Consider the following 18,927-nt stretch of genomic DNA (forward strand, 5'->3'; position numbering starts at 1 on the left):
GCGAACGGGCGCGTGCTGCCCGTTCGGCGCGGCGGGGTCAAGCCACCGGGCGGCACCCATCATTGATTTTGTCAATTTGATGCGAATTGGCGCATAATTGCTGCGCTTTTGTCGTGGCGCTCGGCGCTATTCGACCCAGTCCAGCCCGATATCCCGATAGACTTGCCGGTCTTCGTCCCAGCCTTCCTTCACCTTGACGTGCAGGTAGAGATGCACCTTCACGCCGAGCAGGGCGGCCAGCTCGGCGCGCGCCTTTGAGCCGATTTCCTTCAGCCGCTGGCCGTTCTTGCCCAGGATGATGCCGCGCTGGGTGGGGCGGGCGACGAGGATCTGCTGGTGGATCTCGACCGATCCGTCGTCGCGCTCCTTATATTGCTCGGTCTCGACCGCGCTCTGATAGGGCAGTTCGTCGTGCAGCTGATGATAGAGCTGTTCGCGCGTGATCTCGGCGGCGAGCAGGCGGTCGGTCGCGTCGGAGACCTGATCGGCCGGGAAATGCCACGGACCCTCGGGCATGGCCTTCGCCATCGCCGTCTTGAGCTCCGGCAGGCCGTCGCCCGTCGCCGCGCTCACATAATAGGTCTCGGCGAAATCGACCCGCGCGTGCAGCTTCTCGGTGAGCGTCAGCAGCTTGTCCTTGGCGGCGATGTCCACCTTGTTGAGGATCAGCCACTTGATCTCGCGCCGCTTGGCGAGCCCGTCGAGGATCGGGTCCATCTTGGGGCCGAGGCCGGCGCGGCCGTCGACGATCAGCGCGATGAGATCGGCATCCTGCGCGCCGCCCCAGGCGGACTGCACCATAGCGCGATCGAGCCGCCGCGACGGCGCGAAAATGCCCGGCGTATCGACCAGCACGAGCTGCGCCTCGTCCTCGATGGCGACGCCCATGACGCGCACGCGCGTCGTCTGCGCCTTGGGGCTGGTGATCGCGACCTTCTGGCCGACCAGCGCATTGACGATCGTCGACTTGCCCGCATTGGGGGCGCCGACCACCGCGATGACGCCGCAACGAGTTGAACTAGCTTCCAAAATTACTCCGTTCGTCCTGAGTAGGGGCTGAGCTTGTCGAAGACCCGTATCGAAGGATCAGATCCGCGCGCGGCCCTTCGATATGCCATTTCGACAAGCTCAATGGCTACTCAGGGCGAACGGGGAAAGGACTAATTTTCCAACTTCTCCAGAAAGGCCGCCGCCGCCGCCGTCTCGGCTTCCTGTTTCGAGCTGCCTTCGCCGCGCGCTTCTCCAGCGCCTTTGATCGTGACGCTGACCGTGAAGCGTAGCGCATGCTGCGGACCGGTCCGCTCCACCAGTTCATAGTCGGGCGGGCGCCTGTTGTTGGCGGCCGCCCATTCCTGCAGCTCGGATTTGGGATGCTTGGGCGCGCTCGGCTGGCCCTCGACTTCGCCCGCCCACAAGCGCTGCACGAGGACGCGCGCCGGCTCCATGCCCTTGTCGATGTAGAGCGCGCCGATCAGCGCTTCCATGACGTCGCCCAGCACATTGTCGCTCTCGATCGCGCCGTCGTCGCGCGCCTGCTTGCCGAGGCGCAGATGCGCGCGCACGCCGATCGCACGGGCGACCTGCGCGCAGGTGCCGCCCGCCACGAGCTGGTTGAACCGGCGCGAGAGCTGGCCTTCCTTTTCCTCCGGGAAGCGCCTGAACAGCCAGTCGGCCATGATGATGCCGAGCACGCGGTCGCCGAGGAACTCCAGCCGCTCATAATGCGCGAGGCTGGCGCTGCCGTGCGTCAGCGCCTGCTCGTAGAGCGCCGGATTGCCCGGCGCGCCGCCGATCAGATCGGCGAGCCAGGCATCAAGGCCGGCGGCGCTCAAAAGCCCTCGCCGATGCGCTCGGGCCGGGCGGCGGTGAGCCAGGTCCAGGGGAGGAGCAGGTTCGCCGAGCCATCCGTGGAGAAGAAGCCGACCATCGCGCGGCCGACCAGATTGTCGATCGGCAACGCGCCGACCCCGCCGCCCTCGACGGAAATGCGGCTGTCCAGACTGCGGTCGCGATTGTCACCCATCACGAAGACATGCCCCTTCGGAACGACGAACACGCCGGTATTGTCGGTCGGTCCGTCGATAAGGTCCAGCACTTCGTAGCTTTTTCCATTCGGCATCGTCTCGCGGAAGCGCGGATAGCGGCAATGCTTCTCGCCCTTGGCGTCTTCATACTCGAAATCGGGGCGGTAGCAGGGCGAGATGGCGCGTTCGCGGCGCGAAGCTTCCACCATATTGGGCGTGACCGGGATGACCAGATCGTCGATGCGGCGCTTGGGCACCGGCTGGCCGTTCAGATAGACCGTGCCGGCGCGCACCTGGATATAATCGCCGGGCAGGCCGACCACGCGCTTGATCCAGTCTTCGTCCGTATTGCGGGGCGCGGCAAAGACGACGACGTCACCGCGCTCCGGCGTACCTGCCATGATCCGGCCGTCGAAGAGATTGGGATGAAACGGGAAACTGTAGCGCGAATAGCCATAGGGCCATTTCGAGACGAGCAGATAGTCGCCGATCAGCAGGCGGGGCTGCATCGACTCCGACGGAATGTTGAACGGAGAGATCAGCAGCGAGCGGATCACGAGCACGATCAGCGCCAGCTTCAGCAGAAACGACAGGAGGTCCCGCGTTTCGGACTTTGTGGACATGAAGCTTTGGCTTTCCCTGGTATCTGATCGGCTTTGCGCGCGCTCGTCTTTGGAAGGCGGGCCGCGCCGCGTCAAGCGCTCGCGCCGCGCCTTCGCAGATGCAAAAGGGATTTGGCAAAAGGGAAGCGAAGGCGATAAGGCCACGGGCAGCAGTCCAGCGCCGGGAGACCTTGCCGACATGACCGACCCTGCAAGAATCGCCGACCTCTGGCATGAGATCAAAAGCATCGTCGTGCCGGATCTGCGGGGCCTGTTCGAGGAAGATGCCGATCGCCTGGGCAAGCAGGTGATCGAGGAAAGCGGCCTGCGCTTCGACTTTTCCAAGACGCACCTGACGGACGGCTATCTCGCCGCCTTCGAGGAACTGGCGCAGGCGGTCGATTTCAACGGCAAGCGCGCAGCGATGTTCGCGGGCGAGACGATCAACGTCACGGAAGGCCGCGCCGTCGAGCACACGGCCGAGCGCGGCGAGGGCAGGGCCGAGAGCGTCGCCGCCGCGCACGAGCACAAGCTGCGCATGCGCACGCTCGTCGAAGTGATCGAGGCCGGGGCGCTCGGCGAGATCAAGCATGTCCTCCATGTCGGCATTGGCGGCTCCGCGCTCGGGCCGGATCTGCTGGTCGATGCGCTGGCCCGCGATGCCGGGCGCTATGACGTCGCCATCGTCTCGAATGTCGATGGCGTCGCGCTCGAAGCCGCGATGGCGCGCTTCGATCCGCATGCGACGCTGCTCATCGTCGCCTCCAAGACCTTCACCACCACCGAGACGATGCTCAATGCCGCGAGCGCGATCGAGTGGATGCAGGAAGCCGGAGTCGACGATCCCTATGGCCAGGTGATCGCGCTCACCGCCGCGCCGGACAAGGCGATCGAATGGGGTATCGACGAGACCCGCATCCTCGGCTTCTCGGAGAGCGTTGGCGGGCGATATTCGCTCTGGTCGTCCATCGGGCTCCCTGCAGCGCTCGCGCTCGGCTGGGACGGCTTCGAGGCGCTGCTCGAAGGCGCTGCCGCCATGGACCGCCACTTCCGCAACGCGCCGCTGCGCGAGAATGTGCCGCTGCGCGCCGCCTTCGTCGATCAGCTCTATTCGCGCTGCCTCGCATGCCAGACACGCGCCGTCTTCGCCTATGATGAGCGCCTGCGCCTGCTCCCATCCTATCTCCAGCAGCTCGAAATGGAGAGCAACGGCAAATCCGTGAAGGCGGACGGCACGCCGGTCTATGGCCATACCGCGGCGATCACATGGGGCGGCGTGGGGACGGACGCGCAGCATGCCGTCTTCCAGCTTCTGCATCAGGGCACGCACATCGTGCCGGTCGAGTTCATCGCCGTCACGGAAGCCGGCGATGCGCTCGATCCGGCACATCACCAGACGCTGCTGGTCAATTGCTTCGCGCAGGGCGCGGCGCTCATGCAGGGGCGCGAAAATGCCGCCGATCCGGCGCGCGCCTATCCCGGCAATCGCCCCTCGACCACGATCCTCATCGATGCGCTGACGCCCCATGCGCTGGGCGCACTCATCGCCTTCTACGAGCACCGCACCTTCGCCAACGGCATCCTGCTGCAGATCAACAGCTTCGATCAGTTCGGCGTCGAACTCGGCAAAGAGATTGCCCGGTCGATCGAGCGGGACGGCGCGAACGGCTTCGATCCGAGCACGATGGCGCTGATCGAGCTGGCGCTGGGGTGAACTGATCCACCCAGCATCACACGCTTCGCCTTTGTATTTCGTCCGTTTGTCGCCGAACGGGTGACGGCCGATCGCGTCCGGCGGCCTTGCGACCGGCCGGAGCGGCATCGCAAATTGTCAGGCGGCCATTTCCAGAGATTGTTCAGGCGCGCGGCTCGCGCTCAGGTACAGTTGGCGCAGTTCCGTAGCCTGTCGCCGGAACACGAGTTCGTCTTTGATACGCCGGTCAATTGCTTCGTGCAGGTCGGGATAGATGACCAGTAGGTCGGGCAGGACGGCAAAGAGTTCTGAATGATCGTCGTCGGCCAGAACCTTCACCATCATGCTGTCGATGGTCGCATCCACATTCGCGACGATGCGCGCGCGCAGCGTGAAGGCTGCCTTCCAGAAAGCGAGGTTCGGCCGAACCATTTCGGCTTTTTTCAGAAACGTCGTTGCGGCGTCGGTCACACCTGTCGCCGCGGCCAAGGCCGCGAGCAGAATGACGGTCGCGTCGTCGAGATCGGCAATCTGGCCGGCGCCGTCGGGGAAGTTGGCGAGCTTCAGGATGGTTGCCCCGGCTTCGGCGGTCTCGGCATCGAAGCCGGTCGCGAGTGCGTGGATCCGGAAATCGGAGAGGCTCTCGGAGAGACCTTCGAGCATCTGGAACAGTGCCTCGATCAACACGGGCTGTGCATCGGGGGCGGCGGGACCGCTGCCGGCCGCGCGAAGTATGTCGAAGGCGGGCGCGATGCCGGCGATACCTTCATCGCCGATCAGATTGAGCGCCTCGACAAGGAAGTCGTCAGAGCCGGGCTGCTCGGCGGGAGCGAAGTCGACCGTATTTTGCATGGCAGCGCATCCAATCGTTGCGAGACTGATTGCGGCATCTGTGAAGAACATTGGTTAACAACTGATAACCATGCTTTCAGTCGGCGGCGGCTTGCAATCCGGATCTTATTTCCGCCTTGGCGTTAGGATATCCATCGAGTATATAGGTTATTCAGGAGGATATCCCATGTCGCTTTTTGTGAAGGATATCGAAGTGAACCGGATGGCGGAGCGTCTGGCCATGCTTCAGCGTGTGAGCAAGACGGAGGCCGTGCGCCGCGCGCTGCGTCACGAGCTTGAGCGAGAGGAGGAGGCGCCTTCTCTGGTCGATCGCGGACTGGCGTTTGCGCGTGCGTTGCGCGCCAATGCCGGGCCGGATGGCGGCAAGCCCATCGATAAGGATTTCATTGACGGCCTCTACGGGGAGCCCTGATGTTCGTCGATGCGTCGGCACTCGTCGCGATTCTGGTCGATGAGAATGATGCGCCGCAATTGCTGGCGCGCCTTCAGAAGGCCCGGATCAGGATGACGTCTCCGCTTGCCGTCTGGGAGACGGCTCTGGCTGTCGCGAGAGGCCTGGATTTCGATATTCGTCAGGCACATCAGGCGGTAGAAGAGTTTCTCAGCCTCGCGGACATCCATGTGTCCGCCGTGCCGCCGGAGGTGCGATATCACGCGCTTGATGCTTTTGAGCGGTTCGGCAAGTCTCGGCATCCCGCTTCGCTCAATTTCGGCGATTGTTTTGCTTATGCTTGCGCACGCATTGCCGGGGTCCCGCTCCTTTACAAGGGCGAGGATTTTCCGCAGACCGATATCGAAACCGCCTAGCGCTCGGGCAAAATCGCGGTCGTCCGTACGCCACAATCCAGGCACTTGCCGGACAGTCGTGAAAAATCGGCTGTCCTACAGGCACGACCCGATGGCATCCCGGTTCCATGTCACTTGCGCGCGCCCTGATCGAGGGAATCGATCACCGAACGGAATATAAGGGGCCTGACCCCATAACCTTCATAACCTTCGCAAGAATATTGCGCGGGTTTTCCGATCAGTGGGCGACATTGGCCATGTTCGGCCGCCCATGGCCGGACACTATCAACGTCATAAGCAAAATTGCTTTGCCGCTGCGCGCCCGCGCTCCCATATGCGCCGCACGAAACCCCGGCGGTGAGGAACTTCAATGAGCGACGACTATGATTTCGACCTGTTCGTGATCGGTGCCGGCTCCGGCGGCGTGCGCGCGTCGCGCGTGGCGGCCGGGCATGGCGCCCGCGTGGCCGTCGCCGAAGAGTATAAGGTCGGCGGCACCTGCGTCATTCGCGGCTGCGTGCCCAAGAAGCTGCTGGTTTACGGCGCGCATTTCGCCGAGGATCTGAAGGACGCCCGCCGTTTCGGCTGGGACGTGCCCGACACCAAGTTCGACTGGCCGACCCTGCGCGATAACGTCATCGGCGAAGTGACCCGCCTGGAAGGCCTCTATCAGCAGACGCTCGACAACAACAAGGTCACGACCTTTCATGAGCGCGCCACGATCGAGGGTCCGCATGAAGTGCGCCTCGCCAGCGGCAAGATTGTCACGACGAAGTATATCCTCGTCGCGACCGGTGCCTGGCCGGCCATTCCGGATGCGCCGGGCGCGGAATATGGCATCACCTCGAACGAGGTCTTCCATCTGGAGACGATGCCCAAGCGCGTCGTGATCTTCGGCGGCGGCTATATCGCCAACGAGTTCGCCGGCATCTTCCATGAGTTTGCCTGCGACGTGACTCTTGTCCTGCGCGGCGACCAGATGCTGCGCGGCTATGACGAGCAGATCCGCGACCGGCTGCTCCAGATCAGCCTCGCCAAGGGCATCCAGTTCCGCTTCAATGCGCCGCTGGAGAAGATCGAGAAGCAGGAGGACGGCTCGCTCAAGGTGTTCACCGGCGCCGGCGATCCGATTGAGACCGATCTGGTGCTGTTCGCTACCGGCCGCAATCCGAAGATCGACGGGCTCGGGCTTGAAAAGGCCGGCGTCGAGATCGAGAAGGGGGCGATCAAGGTCGACGAATACAGCCGCACCAATGTCGAGAGCATCTATGCCGTGGGCGACGTGACCGATCGCGTGCAACTGACGCCTGTGGCGATCCGCGAGGGCCATGCCTTCGCCGACACCGTGTTCGGCAACAATCCGCGCACGATCGACTATAGCTGCATCCCGTCGGCGGTCTTCTCCAACCCGCCGATCGGCGCGGTCGGCATGACCGAAGGCGAAGCGCGCAACAAGCTCGGCACGGTGCAGATCTATACCTCGGACTTCCGCCCGATGAAGTTCACGCTGGCGGGCCGCAACGAGCGCAGCCTCTACAAGCTCATCTGCAATGCGGAGACGGGTCAGGTGGTCGGCATCCACATGATCTCGCCGGACGCGCCGGAGATCCTTCAGGCTGCTGCCATCGCCGTGAAGGCCGGCCTCACCAAGGCGGATTTCGACGCAACGGTCGCGCTCCATCCAAGCATGGCCGAGGAGCTTGTGCTGATGCGCTGAGCCTCGCGGCTCAGATGAAGGTCATCGCATCCGGCTTGTCGCTGTCCTCATCGACGATCTCGAATGCGCCTTCGAGCGCGTCGTCGTCGTCTTGGTCGGCATCGTCGTCCGTCGCGAGCCATGAGGGCAGCGTGATGGCTTCGCTGAGGTGATGGGCGCGATAGACGGTCCCCTGGCTGACCTCGCGCAGCAGCGACATGAAATCCTCCGACTGCGCGCAGACGCGGGCCTTGTCGAAGCATGCCGCGGCCCCGCGCTGGAACGCATCGTCGCAGATCGGGGCGTCATGCTTGGCCGAGGAGGACACGACGATCACTTTCATCGCCGCCCAGGGGTCATGGATCAGTTCCTGCACCCGGTCGAGGAATGCCAGGCCATCGACGCTCGGCAAGGCGAGATCGAGGAGGATGATTTCCGGCTGCATGGACGAAATGTCGTCCAGAGCCTGCTCGGCGTCCGCGGCGAGTCCGCAGACCTCGAAGGCGTCGTCCTGTTCGATCAGCGATTGCATCATCGCCCTTATGGTGAGCGAGTCATCGACGATGTAGACATTCGTATGTTTCATGAGGGCGACCCTCTCTCCTTCCGGAGGTAATGACGGCCGTGCAGCGGAAATCTTTATTATTATGTTTTTTGTTCCGAGCTGGCCGTAAACCCCGAAATACTGTGTGAATCTGCCCAATAACTCGACGAGGCAGAATGTTTCTTCAGGAGTTAAGTATCGCCGAACAAGGCCAACGAAGCGCTGACGTGTTTGGTTAACGCGGCGGTAGGGAATGCCGCCGGCGCGCAAGCGCGCCTAGCCGATGCTGTAAGGCACGACGCCGCGATGGCTCCGATCGATCCGGATCGGGCGGTCGAGCGGCGGAAAGGCGCGCTGGTCGCAGCCTTCGCGCGGGCACAGGCGACAGGTCATGCCGATCGGCGTCGCCGCCGCCTCGTCGGTGAGGCGCAGGCCGTCCGCATAGACGAAGTTCGCCGCATGCTCGATCTCGCAGCCGAGCGCGACGGCATAACGGCGCGGCTCGCGCGCATAGCTGCCCGAGGGTTTCACCAGCCCCTTGGCCATCGAGACATAGCGCATCCCGTCCGGCATCTCGGCCAGCTGTACGACGATCCGGTCCGGGATCGCCACCGCCTCATGCACGCCCCAGAGCGGGCAGGCGCCGCCGAAGCGCGCGAACTGCAGCCGCGTGGCGCTGTGGCGCTTGGTGATGTTGCCCGCCATGTCGATGCGGCAGAAGAAGAAGGGGATGCCGCGCTGGCCGGCCCGCTGGAGCGTCGAAAGGCGATGGCAGGCCTGCTCGAAGCTGGCGCCGAACTGACGCGCCAGCGGATCGATGTCGTGGCGCAGGTCCCGCGCCGCCTGCCGGAAGGCGCCATAAGGCATGAGCAACGCCCCGGTCGCGTAATTGGCGAGACCGAGAAAGAGCAGCCGATCGGCGACCGGATCGCCGAGTTGCGCCTCCATCGCGATGCGCTTCATTTCCTCGCCCAGCTCGAACTGCATGAACTGGTTGGCGAGCTGAAAGGCGCGGCTGGGGGCGGGCAGGGCGGCATTGACGGTGAGCTGACGCGCGCTTGCATCATAGGAGCGCATGAGCGTCGGATCGTTCTCGCTGAGCCGACTGCCGCAGCCATGGCGCTCGGCAAGCGCTGAGACCAGGCGCGCGGCATTGTTGGCGCCGCCGAGGCCGAGCGCTCCGTTCAGCTCCTCAGCCGCGACATCGAGCTCGTGAATATAGTTGCCGGCCTCGTGAAACCAGTCGCGCACCATTTCCCAGGGCGCGCGAGCGGCGGGCGCAGCATCGCCGGCAATCGCCTCCTCCATCATGGCAAGGCGCTCCTGCGTCTGGCGCAGCGCATGATGCAGCTCGACATAGCGGGCCGCGAAATCGGGATATTGCAGGTGAAGCCGCTCGGCGCGCTCCGGGTCCGGCGGGGGCGAGCCGAGGCCGGGATTGGCCAGCGCCCAGTTGAACGCGCCGAGCAATTGCTCCTCGGCACGCTCGTCGAACGAGGACCAGTCGAGCGGAAAGGCGCTGGCGAGCGCGGCCTTCACCTTGGCGGTCAGCGGACGATCGTCATTCTCCAGCTGGGAGAGATAGGAGACCGAAATGCCGAGCAACTGGGCCATGGCGGCCTGGTCCATCCGCGCATCGAGCCGGAGCTGGCGGACCTTCTGTCCGACGAAGAGGCGTGTGCCGCGAGCCATGAACCTTGTCTTCCTGCGGTTAGTTCCGAGTCTTTTGCTAATCCGCAGAATGCAATTTTGCAACTCCGCAATTTTGCAAATCCGGTGCGTGACAAAGCCGAAAACGGGGAATATTCAACGCTTCGCAATTTCGCAACGCCTTTGCTGATCGAGAAACGCCTTGTCCGACCTGCCGATCATCGAACAACTCGAAGCGAAACGGGCTGCCGCGCGACTGGGCGGCGGGCAGGCGCGGATCGATGCGCAGCACGCCAAGGGCAAGCTGACCGCGCGCGAGCGGCTGGACGTGCTGCTCGACGAAGACTCGTTCGAAGAGCTCGACATGTATGTCGAGCATAATTGCATCGATTTCGGGATGGACCAGCAGCATGTGCCGGGCGACGGCGTCGTCACCGGCTCGGGCACGATCAATGGCCGGCTGGTGTTCGTCTTCAGCCAGGATTTCACCGTGTTCGGCGGTTCGCTGAGCGAGCGGCACGCACAGAAAATCTGCAAGATCATGGACATGGCGATGAAGGTCGGCGCACCCGTCATCGGCCTCAACGACAGCGGTGGCGCGCGCATCCAGGAAGGCGTGGCCAGCCTCGGCGGCTATGCCGAAGTGTTCCAGCGCAACGTGCTGGCGAGCGGCGTCGTGCCGCAAATTTCTCTGGTCATGGGACCGTGCGCCGGCGGCGCGGTCTATAGCCCGGCCATGACCGACTTCATCTTCATGGTGAAGGATTCGAGCTACATGTTCGTCACCGGCCCCGATGTAGTGAAGACCGTCACGAATGAACTGGTCTCGCAGGAGGAACTCGGGGGCGCTGTGACGCATACCACGAAGTCGGGGGTCGCCGATGTGGCCTTCGACAATGACATCGAGGCGCTGCTCGCGGCCCGCGACTTCGTGGACTTCCTTCCCGCCAGCAACCGCGAGTCGGTGCCCGAGCGGCCGACTGCCGATCCGTTCGATCGCGAGGAGCCGAGCCTCGACACGCTGATCCCGGCGAGCGCCAACCAGCCCTACGACATGCATGAGATTATCCGCAAAACCCTGGACGAAGGCGATTTCTTCGAGGTCCAGCCGGCCCATGCGGGCAATATCCTGTGCGGTTTCGGCCGGATCGAGGGGCGGACGGTCGGCGTGGTCGCGAACCAGCCGACGGTGCTCGCGGGCGTGCTCGACATCAACTCGTCCAAGAAGGCCGCGCGTTTCGTGCGCTTCTGCGATGCCTTCGAGATCCCGATCCTGACTTTCGTCGACGTGCCCGGCTTCCTGCCCGGCGTTGCGCAGGAGCATGCCGGCATCATCAAGCACGGCGCCAAGCTGCTGTTCGCCTATGCCGAGGCGACCGTGCCCAAGATCACGATCATCACCCGCAAGGCCTATGGCGGCGCCTATGACGTGATGGCCTCAAAGCATCTGCGCGGCGACCTCAATTATGCCTGGCCGACCGCGGAAATCGCCGTGATGGGTGCCAAGGGCGCGGTGGAGATCATCTTCCGCTCCGATAATGGCGACGCGGCCAAGGTCGCCGAGCGGATCGCCGAATATGAGGCACGCTTCGCCAATCCGTTCGTGGCGGCGAGCAAAGGCTTCATCGACGAGGTGATCCTGCCGCATGCGACGCGCCGGCGGGTGGCACTGGGGCTGCGGAAGCTGCGGAACAAGCAATTGGAGAACCCGTGGAAGAAGCATGATAATATTCCCCTTTGACGCCTCGGATTTCCTTCCGTTGGCCATTATCGGCTTTGTGTCGGCAGTCGGTTTTTTCTTTCGGCATAGAGAGCTTCGTCGTCTCGCACAGTCAAAGGAGAACATGACCATCGACGGCTGGATACACAGCCACGCGAACGATCGTGCCGACTGGGAGGAAGCTCACGAGAACGCGGCGAAAGCGCTGCGTCGAGAAGCGGGAGGGCTTTTCCTGTTTGTGGCGCTGATGGTCGCCGTGGCGGCCGCGTTCAAATGGCTTTTTTAGCCATTCAGCGCTTCGTTCCCTGATAGAACTAAGCATCTAGAACTTATCCTCGAATAGTGGACTCGTTATGACCCTCATCCTCTCCTATGCCCGCACGCCCATGGGCAGCTTCCAGGGCAGCCTCTCCGGCGCCACGGCCACCGAACTGGGCGCGGCGGCAGTCAAGGCGGCGGTCGAGCGTGCCGGTGTTGATCCGGCGGCGGTCGAGCGCTGCTATATGGGCTGTGTGCTCCCCGCCGGGCTCGGCCAGGCGCCGGCGCGGCAGGCGACGCGGGGGGCGGGGCTTCCCGATCATGTCGAGGCGACGACGGTCAACAAGATGTGCGGCAGCGGCATGAAGGCGGCGATGATGGCAGCCGATGCCATCGCGGCGGGCTCCGCGCAGATCATCGTCGCGGGCGGCATGGAGAGCATGTCCAACGCGCCCTATCTCATGAAGAAGCATCGCGCCGGCGCGCGTATCGGCCATGACACGGTCTATGACCATATGATGCTGGATGGCCTCGAAGATGCCTATGAGCCGGGCAAGGCCATGGGCGTCTTCGCCGAGGCGACGGCGCGGGACTATCAATTCACCCGCGAGGCGCAGGATGCCTATGCGATCGAATCTCTCACGCGCGCTCAAAAAGCACAAACAAGTGGCTGGTTCGAAAAAGAAATAACGTCCGTCGAAATTGCGACGCGCAAGGGCAGAGAGACCGTCGCGCAGGACGAGCAGCCGCTGAAGGGCGACCCGTCCAAGATCCCCGGCCTGCGTCCCGCCTTCCTCAAAGACGGCACGATCACGGCCGCCAATGCCAGCTCCATCTCGGACGGCGCGGCCGCCCTGCTGCTGGCGCCGGCCTCGCTCGCGGAGGCGCAAGGCCTGAACGCGGTGGCGCGCATCGTCGGCCATACAGCGCATGCCCGGCTGCCCGCCCATTTCACCACGGCGCCGGTCGGCGCGATCGAGAAGCTGCTGGCCCGCACCGGCTGGAGCATCGGCGATGTCGACCTGTTCGAGATCAACGAGGCCTTCGCGGTCGTGACCATGGCGGCCATGCACGATCTCGCCATTCCGCACGAGAAGGTGAACATTCATGGCGGCGCGACGGCGATGGGGCATCCCATCGGCGCCTCGGGCGCGCGCATCCTCGCGACCCTGCTGTCCGCCTTGGAGCGCACCGGCGGCAAGCGCGGCATTGCCTCGCTCTGCATCGGCGGCGGTGAGGCGACGGCGATGGCGGTGGAGCTGATCTGATGAAGCTCGGCCGCCTCAACCACATTGGCGTGGCGACGCCCTCCATTGACGCGTCGGTCGCCTTCTGGCGTGACGTCATGGGCGCGACGCGGATCGGCGCGCCGTTCGACATGTCGGCGCAGGGCGTGCGCGTGTGTTTCGTCGAGACGCCGGGCGAGGGTGGCACGGCGGGCACGCAGATCGAGCTGCTGGAGCCGCTGGGCGAGGCCTCGCCGATTACGAGCTTTTTGGAGAAGAACCCGCAGGGCGGGCAGCATCATATGGCGTATGAAGTGCCGGACATCGGCGCCGCGAAGGCCTGGTTCGAGGGGCAGGGCAAGCGCGTGCTGGGTGAGCCGCGTCTCGGCGCACACGGCACGCTCGTTTTCTTCTTACATCCCAAAGATATGAACGGTGTTCTTACCGAGATCATGGAAGAGCCGAAGGGAGCCAGCCATTGACCGATATCCTGCTCTCCATGTTCGAAGACGGCGTGCTGACGCTGATGCTCAATCGCCCGGAGCGGCTGAATGCGCTCTCGACCGAACTGCTGGTCGACCTCACCGAGGCGCTGGAGGACGGCGTGGCGGCAGGCGCGCGGGCCGTGCTCATCACGGCGACCGGGCGGGCCTTCTGCTCGGGCGCGGATTTGGCGGGCGACGGCGGCATCAGTGCCGATCTCGGCGAGACGCTGGAAACCTATTATCATCCGCTGTTCGAGCGACTGGCGAGCCTCGACATTCCCGTGGTGAGCGCGATCAACGGCCCGGCGGTCGGCGCGGGTGCGGCGCTGGCGCTGGCGGCGGACATTGTCGTGATGGCGCGCTCGGCTTACTTCCAGCTCGGCTTCGTCAATATCGGGCTGGTGCCCGACGCCGGCGCGACCTGGCTGATCGCCAAGAGCGCCGGGCGGGCCAAGGCGCTGGAAATGGCGCTGCTCGGCGAGCGGTTGTCGGCAGAGGAAGCGCGGGACGCCGGCCTCGTGGCGCGTGTCGTCGACGATGCGGCGCTGGAAGGCGAGGGGCTGGCGATCGCCCGGCGTCTGGCGGACGGGCCGACGATCTCGGTGGGGCTGATCCGCAAGCAGGTGGCGGCCGCGCTGAATGCGACCCTGGCCGAAACGATGGCGATTGAGGCGAAACATCAGACACTTGCCGGGCGCACGTCCGATTTCCGCGAAGGTGTCATGGCCTTCCTCAACAAGCGCGCGCCGCAGTTCCGGGGCGAATAGTGACCGAGACGCCCGCCCCCGAGGACTGGAAGGCGCTCGCGGCGCGCGAGGTGAAGGGGCGTGATCTGACCTGGCAAACGCCGGAAAGAATCGCGGTCAAACCACTCTATACAAAAGACAATGCTACGGACGCGGGCCTACCGGGCTTCGCGCCGTTTACGCGTGGCGTGCGGGCCTCCATGTATGCCGGGCGGCCCTGGACCATCCGGCAATATGCAGGCTTCTCGACGGCGGAAGAAAGCAACGCCTTCTACAAGCGTAACCTCGCGGCAGGGCAGAAAGGTCTGTCGGTCGCGTTCGACCTGGCCACGCACCGCGGCTATGACAGCGATCATCCGCGCGTTCATGGCGATGTCGGCAAGGCGGGCGTGGCGATCGACACGGTCGAGGACATGAAGATCCTCTTCGACAGCATCCCGCTCGACGAAATGTCGGTCAGCATGACGATGAACGGGGCCGTGATCCCGGTTATGGCCTTCTACATCGTGGCAGCGGAAGAGCAGGGCGTCGCGCAGGCGGCGCTGACCGGGACCATCCAGAACGACATCCTCAAGGAGTTCATGGTTCGGAATACCTATATCTATCCACCCGCGCCGAGTATGCGGATTGTTTCAGACATCTTCGCATATTGTTCGTCCAATATGCCGAAATTCAATAGTATTTCTATTTCCGGCTATCATATGCACGAGGCCGGAGCGACGGCGGTGCAGGAACTGGCCTTCACCATCGCCGACGGTATCGATTATGTGCGCGAGGGCGTGCGCTCGGGCCTCGATATCGATGAGTTTGCCGGGCGGCTGAGCTTCTTCTTCGGCATCGGCATGAACCTGTTCATGGAAGTGGCGAAGCTGCGCGCGGCGCGGCTCCTCTGGCATCGGGCGATGGCGAAGCTGGGCGCGCAGGACGAGCGTTCGAAGATGCTCCGCACCCATTGCCAGACCAGCGGCGTCTCGCTGACCGAGCAGGACCCGTACAACAATGTCGTGCGCACGACGGTCGAGGCGCTGGCGGCGGTGCTGGGCGGCACGCAGTCGCTCCACACCAACAGCTTCGACGAGGCGCTGGCGCTGCCGACGGACTTCTCCGCCCGGATCGCCCGCAATACCCAGATCATCCTCGCCGAGGAGAGCGGCGTTACAAAGGTCGTCGATCCGCTCGGCGGCAGCTATTATGTCGAGGCGCTGACGGCGGAACTGGCCGAGGCGGCGCAGGCGCTGATCGACCGCGCCGAGGCGGAAGGCGGGATGAGCCGGGCGGTGGCGGCGGGCTGGCCCAAGGCGATGATCGAGGAAGCGGCGGCCGCCCGTCAGGCGCGGGTCGATCGGGGCGAGGATGTCATCGTGGGCGTCAACAAATATCGCCTGGCCGACGAGACGCCGATCGCCGTGCTGGAAGTCGACAACGCAGCCGTCCGTGCGGCGCAGATCGCCCGCATCAATCGCGTGAAGGCGGAGCGCGACGAGCTTGCCTGCCGGGCGGCGCTGGTGGCGCTGCGGGATGGCGCGGCGGGGACGGGCAATCTGCTCGCGCTGGCGGTCGATGCGGCCCGCGCCCGCGCGAGCTTGGGCGAGATCAGCGCAGCGATGGAAGAGGCGTTCGGACGTCATGACGCCGTGCCGAGCCCGGTCAGCGGCATCTATGGCGCGCCTTATGCGGGCGACAAGCGCTGGGAAGGCGTGGTCGAGGGGATCGAGGCGGTCGGGCGCCGTCTCGGGCGCAAGCCGCGCATCCTCGTCGCGAAGCTCGGGCAGGACGGGCATGACCGCGGCGCCAATGTCATCGCCTCGGCCTTTGGCGACATGGGTTTCGACGTCGTCAGCGGCCCGCTGTTCCAGACACCGCCCGAAGCCGTCGCCCTCGCGCTCGACAGCGATGTCGACATGATCGGCGTCTCCAGCCTTGCCGGCGGGCACAAGACCCTCATTCCCGAACTGATCGAGCGGCTGCGCGAGGCAGGCCGTGCCGACATCAAGGTGATTGCCGGTGGCGTCATTCCGCCGCAGGACTATGAATCTCTGCGGGAGGCGGGGGTTCAGGGCATTTACGGGCCGGGCACGAATGTCGTCCAGGCCGCCGAGGATTTGCTCCGTCTACTCGGTCACAACCTGCCGGTGCCGGGCGATGCATGATGTCGCCGGGTGCTGGGCCATGAGTGAGAGGAGGATCAGTTCATGACGCAGCAGCTCGACACGCTCACAATTCATGCCGGCACGCAGCCGGACCCGACGACCAACGCCCGCATCACGCCGATCTACCAGACCGCATCCTATGTGTTCGACGATGTCGATCATGCCGCCCGGCTCTTCAATCTCGAAGAATTCGGCAACGTCTATACGCGGCTGATGAACCCCACCAACGACGTGCTCGAAAAGAAGATCGCGGCGCTCGAAGGTGGCGTCGCCGGTCTTGCCGTCGCCTCGGGCCATGCCGCGCAGTTCATCGCCTTCCACACATTGATGGAGCCGGGCTGCCATATCGTCGCCGCCAGGAAGCTCTATGGCGGCTCGCTCAACCAGATCGGCCTCAGCTTCAGGAAATTCGGCTGGGAGGCGAGCTTCGTCGATGCGGACGATCCGGCCAATGTCGCGGCTGCGATCACCGACAAGACCCGCTGCGTCTTCATCGAGAGTCTCGCCAATCCGGGCGGCGTCGTTCAGGACATCGCGGCGATCGCCAAAGTGGCGCATGATGCCGGTGTCCCGCTCATCGTCGACAACACGCTGGCGACGCCGATGCTGTGCCGGCCGATCGAGCATGGCGCCGACATCGTCGTCCATTCGACCACCAAGTTCCTGAACGGCCATGGCAACTCGATCGGCGGCCTGATCGTGGACAGTGGCCGGTTCGACTGGGGGGCTTCGGACAAATATCCCGCGCTGACCAAGCCCAATCCCTCCTATCACGGCATGGTGCTGCACGAGGCGCTGAAGCCCATTGGCCCGATCGCCTTCATCATCGGTTGCCGCGTGCTGGGCCTGCGCGATCTTGGCCCCTGCATGTCGCCGATGAACGCCTTCCTGACATTGACTGGCATGGAGACGCTGGCTCTGCGCATGGACCGGCATTGCAGCAACACGCTGGCGCTGGCGCAATGGCTGCAGAAGCACCCGAAGGTCGACTGGGTGAGCTATGCCGCTCTGCCGGGTGACAAATATCATGATCTCTGCCAGCGCTATCTCGGTGGCCGGGGCGGCGCTGTGTTCACCTTCGGCGTCAAGGGCGGCTATGATGCAGGCGTGAAGCTGGTCTCCTCGGTCAAGCTGTTCAGCCATCTCGCCAATATCGGCGATACGCGCTCGCTCATCATCCATCCCTCATCGACCACGCACCGCCAGCTCGAGGAAGGCGCACAGATCGAGGCCGGGGCAGGGCCGGACGTCGTGCGCGTCTCCGTCGGCATCGAGCATATCGACGACATCATCGCCGATCTGTCCCAGGCGCTGGACCAGATTTGAGGTGGCGGACGGATGAGGTTTCATTGATAGGAATTCCGTTCGTCCTGAGCTTGTCGAAGGACCGTTTTTCTTTTCAGAACAGGACAGGGCTTCGACAAGCCAGCCCGAACGGAGTGTTTTATGAGTAAAGCCCGCACCGACTGGACACGCGAGGAGATCACCGCGCTGTTCGATCTGCCGTTCATGGACCTGCTCCATGAGGCGCAGACGATCCACCGCGCGCATCATCCGCGCAACGAGGTGCAGCTTTCTACGCTCCTGTCGATCAAGACCGGTGGTTGCCCGGAGGATTGCGGCTATTGCAACCAGTCGGTCCATGCCGAAACCGGCCTCAAGGCGACCAAGCTCATGGACGTGCGCGCCGTCATGCAGGCGGCGGCGCAGGCCAAGGATGCGGGCTCCGGCCGTTTCTGCATGGGTGCGGCCTGGCGCAATCCCAAGGACCGCGACATGCCCGCTCTGGTCGAGATGGTGAAGGGCGTCCGTGCCATGGGCATGGAGACCTGCATGACGCTCGGCATGCTGACGCCCAAGCAGGCCGATATGCTCGCGGAGGCGGGCCTCGATTACTACAATCACAATATCGACACTGCGCCCGAGAAATATGCGGAAGTCATCACCACGCGAACCTTCGCGGATCGCATGGACACGCTGGAAGCCGTGCGCTCGGCCGGCATCAACGTGTGCTGCGGCGGCATCGTCGGCATGGGCGAGACCCGCGCGGACCGGATCGGGTTCATCCACGCTCTCTCAACAATGCCGCATCCCGAGAGCGTGCCGATCAACGCGCTGGTGCCGGTCAAGGGCACAGTGCTCGGCGACATGCTGGAAGGAACGCCGCTCGCGAAGATCGACGAGATCGAGTTCGTGCGGACGGTCGCCGTGGCGCGCATCACCATGCCCGCCTCGATGGTCCGCCTCTCGGCCGGCCGCGAAAGCATGAGCGAAGCCTGCCAGGCGCTCTGCTTCATGGCCGGCGCGAACAGCATCTTCACCGGCGACAAGCTGCTCACCACGCCCAATGCCGGCGACGACAAGGATGCGCTGCTGCTCGGCAAGCTCGGCATCACGCCGATGCAGGCCGCGCCGCACGGGCATCTGGAGGAAGCGGCGGAGTGATGTCGCCGCAGTTTCGTCATGCTGAACTTGTTTCAGCATCCATCCTGCGG

Annotated in this window: 18 protein-coding genes; 12 read left to right on the forward strand and 6 right to left on the reverse strand. The window is 64.3% G+C overall.

Annotated elements, in window-relative coordinates; translation table 11 throughout:
* Positions 1-126: 126 nt before the first annotated feature.
* The 3 genes from era to lepB all read right to left on the reverse strand — a co-directional run bounded on the left by era (position 127) and on the right by lepB (position 2,647).
* On the reverse strand, positions 127-1,029 hold the full coding sequence (gene era / locus KM135_RS11450; protein WP_221714155.1) for a GTPase Era: 903 nt from the start codon (positions 1,027-1,029) through the stop codon (positions 127-129).
* A gap of 131 nt (positions 1,030-1,160) precedes the next feature.
* Positions 1,161-1,832 (reverse strand): ribonuclease III, encoded by a 672-nt coding sequence (gene rnc, locus KM135_RS11455; RefSeq protein ID WP_221714156.1) that lies wholly within the window; start codon positions 1,830-1,832, stop codon positions 1,161-1,163.
* Positions 1,829-2,647, reverse strand: a complete 819-nt coding sequence (gene lepB, locus KM135_RS11460) for a signal peptidase I (RefSeq protein ID WP_221714157.1) — start codon at positions 2,645-2,647, stop codon at positions 1,829-1,831. Before lepB ends, rnc begins: the two co-directional genes overlap by 4 nt.
* A 178-nt stretch (positions 2,648-2,825) precedes the next feature.
* On the opposite strand from lepB, the gene pgi reads away from it, so the two are divergent.
* Complete coding sequence (pgi, locus tag KM135_RS11465) at positions 2,826-4,340, forward strand: glucose-6-phosphate isomerase (protein ID WP_221714158.1); 1,515 nt, start codon at positions 2,826-2,828, stop codon at positions 4,338-4,340.
* A 117-nt stretch (positions 4,341-4,457) separates the two neighbouring features.
* On the opposite strand, the gene KM135_RS11470 is transcribed toward pgi, so the two are convergent.
* Positions 4,458-5,171, reverse strand: a complete 714-nt coding sequence (locus tag KM135_RS11470; protein ID WP_221714159.1) for a hypothetical protein — start codon at positions 5,169-5,171, stop codon at positions 4,458-4,460.
* Between the two features lie 166 nt (positions 5,172-5,337).
* On the opposite strand from KM135_RS11470, the gene KM135_RS11475 reads away from it, so the two are divergent.
* From KM135_RS11475 to gor, 3 genes are all read left to right on the forward strand, one after another.
* Positions 5,338-5,583, forward strand: a complete 246-nt coding sequence (locus tag KM135_RS11475) for a type II toxin-antitoxin system VapB family antitoxin (protein WP_221714160.1) — start codon at positions 5,338-5,340, stop codon at positions 5,581-5,583.
* The gene (locus KM135_RS11480; RefSeq protein ID WP_221714161.1) at positions 5,583-5,978 is read left to right on the forward strand and encodes a type II toxin-antitoxin system VapC family toxin; all 396 of its coding nucleotides are present in this window, start codon (positions 5,583-5,585) and stop codon (positions 5,976-5,978) included. Before KM135_RS11475 ends, KM135_RS11480 begins: the two co-directional genes overlap by 1 nt.
* A 349-nt stretch (positions 5,979-6,327) precedes the next feature.
* On the forward strand, positions 6,328-7,674 hold the full coding sequence (gene gor / locus KM135_RS11485) for a glutathione-disulfide reductase (protein ID WP_221714162.1): 1,347 nt from the start codon (positions 6,328-6,330) through the stop codon (positions 7,672-7,674).
* 10 nt (positions 7,675-7,684) lie between these two features.
* Here gor and KM135_RS11490 read toward each other — a convergent pair whose 3' ends face one another.
* The gene (locus KM135_RS11490) at positions 7,685-8,467 is read right to left on the reverse strand and encodes a response regulator (RefSeq protein WP_221714163.1); all 783 of its coding nucleotides are present in this window, start codon (positions 8,465-8,467) and stop codon (positions 7,685-7,687) included.
* 6 nt (positions 8,468-8,473) lie between these two features.
* Positions 8,474-9,889, reverse strand: coding sequence for a helix-turn-helix domain-containing protein (locus KM135_RS11495; protein WP_221714164.1), 1,416 nt, complete (start codon positions 9,887-9,889; stop codon positions 8,474-8,476).
* Positions 9,890-10,049: 160 nt separating this feature from the next.
* Here KM135_RS11495 and KM135_RS11500 point away from each other — a divergent pair, with 160 nt between their 5' ends.
* The 8 genes from KM135_RS11500 (at position 10,050) to bioB (ending at position 18,877) form a co-directional block, all read left to right on the forward strand.
* The gene (locus tag KM135_RS11500) at positions 10,050-11,588 is read left to right on the forward strand and encodes an acyl-CoA carboxylase subunit beta (protein ID WP_221714165.1); all 1,539 of its coding nucleotides are present in this window, start codon (positions 10,050-10,052) and stop codon (positions 11,586-11,588) included.
* 103 nt (positions 11,589-11,691) lie between these two features.
* Complete coding sequence (locus KM135_RS11505) at positions 11,692-11,853, forward strand: hypothetical protein (protein ID WP_221714166.1); 162 nt, start codon at positions 11,692-11,694, stop codon at positions 11,851-11,853.
* A 67-nt stretch (positions 11,854-11,920) separates the two neighbouring features.
* Positions 11,921-13,093 carry an acetyl-CoA C-acyltransferase gene (locus KM135_RS11510; RefSeq protein WP_221714167.1) on the forward strand — a complete coding sequence of 391 codons (1,173 nt, stop codon included), beginning with the start codon at positions 11,921-11,923 and terminating at the stop codon, positions 13,091-13,093.
* Positions 13,093-13,533 (forward strand): methylmalonyl-CoA epimerase, encoded by a 441-nt coding sequence (mce, locus tag KM135_RS11515; protein ID WP_221714168.1) that lies wholly within the window; start codon positions 13,093-13,095, stop codon positions 13,531-13,533. Before KM135_RS11510 ends, mce begins: the two co-directional genes overlap by 1 nt.
* The gene (locus tag KM135_RS11520) at positions 13,530-14,303 is read left to right on the forward strand and encodes an enoyl-CoA hydratase-related protein (RefSeq protein WP_246605983.1); all 774 of its coding nucleotides are present in this window, start codon (positions 13,530-13,532) and stop codon (positions 14,301-14,303) included. The genes mce and KM135_RS11520 overlap by 4 nt, the downstream gene beginning before the upstream one ends.
* Complete coding sequence (gene scpA, locus KM135_RS11525) at positions 14,303-16,432, forward strand: methylmalonyl-CoA mutase (RefSeq protein WP_221714169.1); 2,130 nt, start codon at positions 14,303-14,305, stop codon at positions 16,430-16,432. The genes KM135_RS11520 and scpA overlap by 1 nt, the downstream gene beginning before the upstream one ends.
* Before the next feature lie 42 nt (positions 16,433-16,474).
* The gene (locus KM135_RS11530; protein WP_221714170.1) at positions 16,475-17,758 is read left to right on the forward strand and encodes an O-acetylhomoserine aminocarboxypropyltransferase; all 1,284 of its coding nucleotides are present in this window, start codon (positions 16,475-16,477) and stop codon (positions 17,756-17,758) included.
* A gap of 120 nt (positions 17,759-17,878) precedes the next feature.
* Complete coding sequence (gene bioB / locus KM135_RS11535; RefSeq protein ID WP_221714171.1) at positions 17,879-18,877, forward strand: biotin synthase BioB; 999 nt, start codon at positions 17,879-17,881, stop codon at positions 18,875-18,877.
* Positions 18,878-18,927 lie beyond the last annotated feature (50 nt).

The organism is Sphingobium xanthum, from assembly GCF_019737615.1.
Taxonomy (GTDB): domain Bacteria; phylum Pseudomonadota; class Alphaproteobacteria; order Sphingomonadales; family Sphingomonadaceae; genus Sphingobium; species Sphingobium xanthum.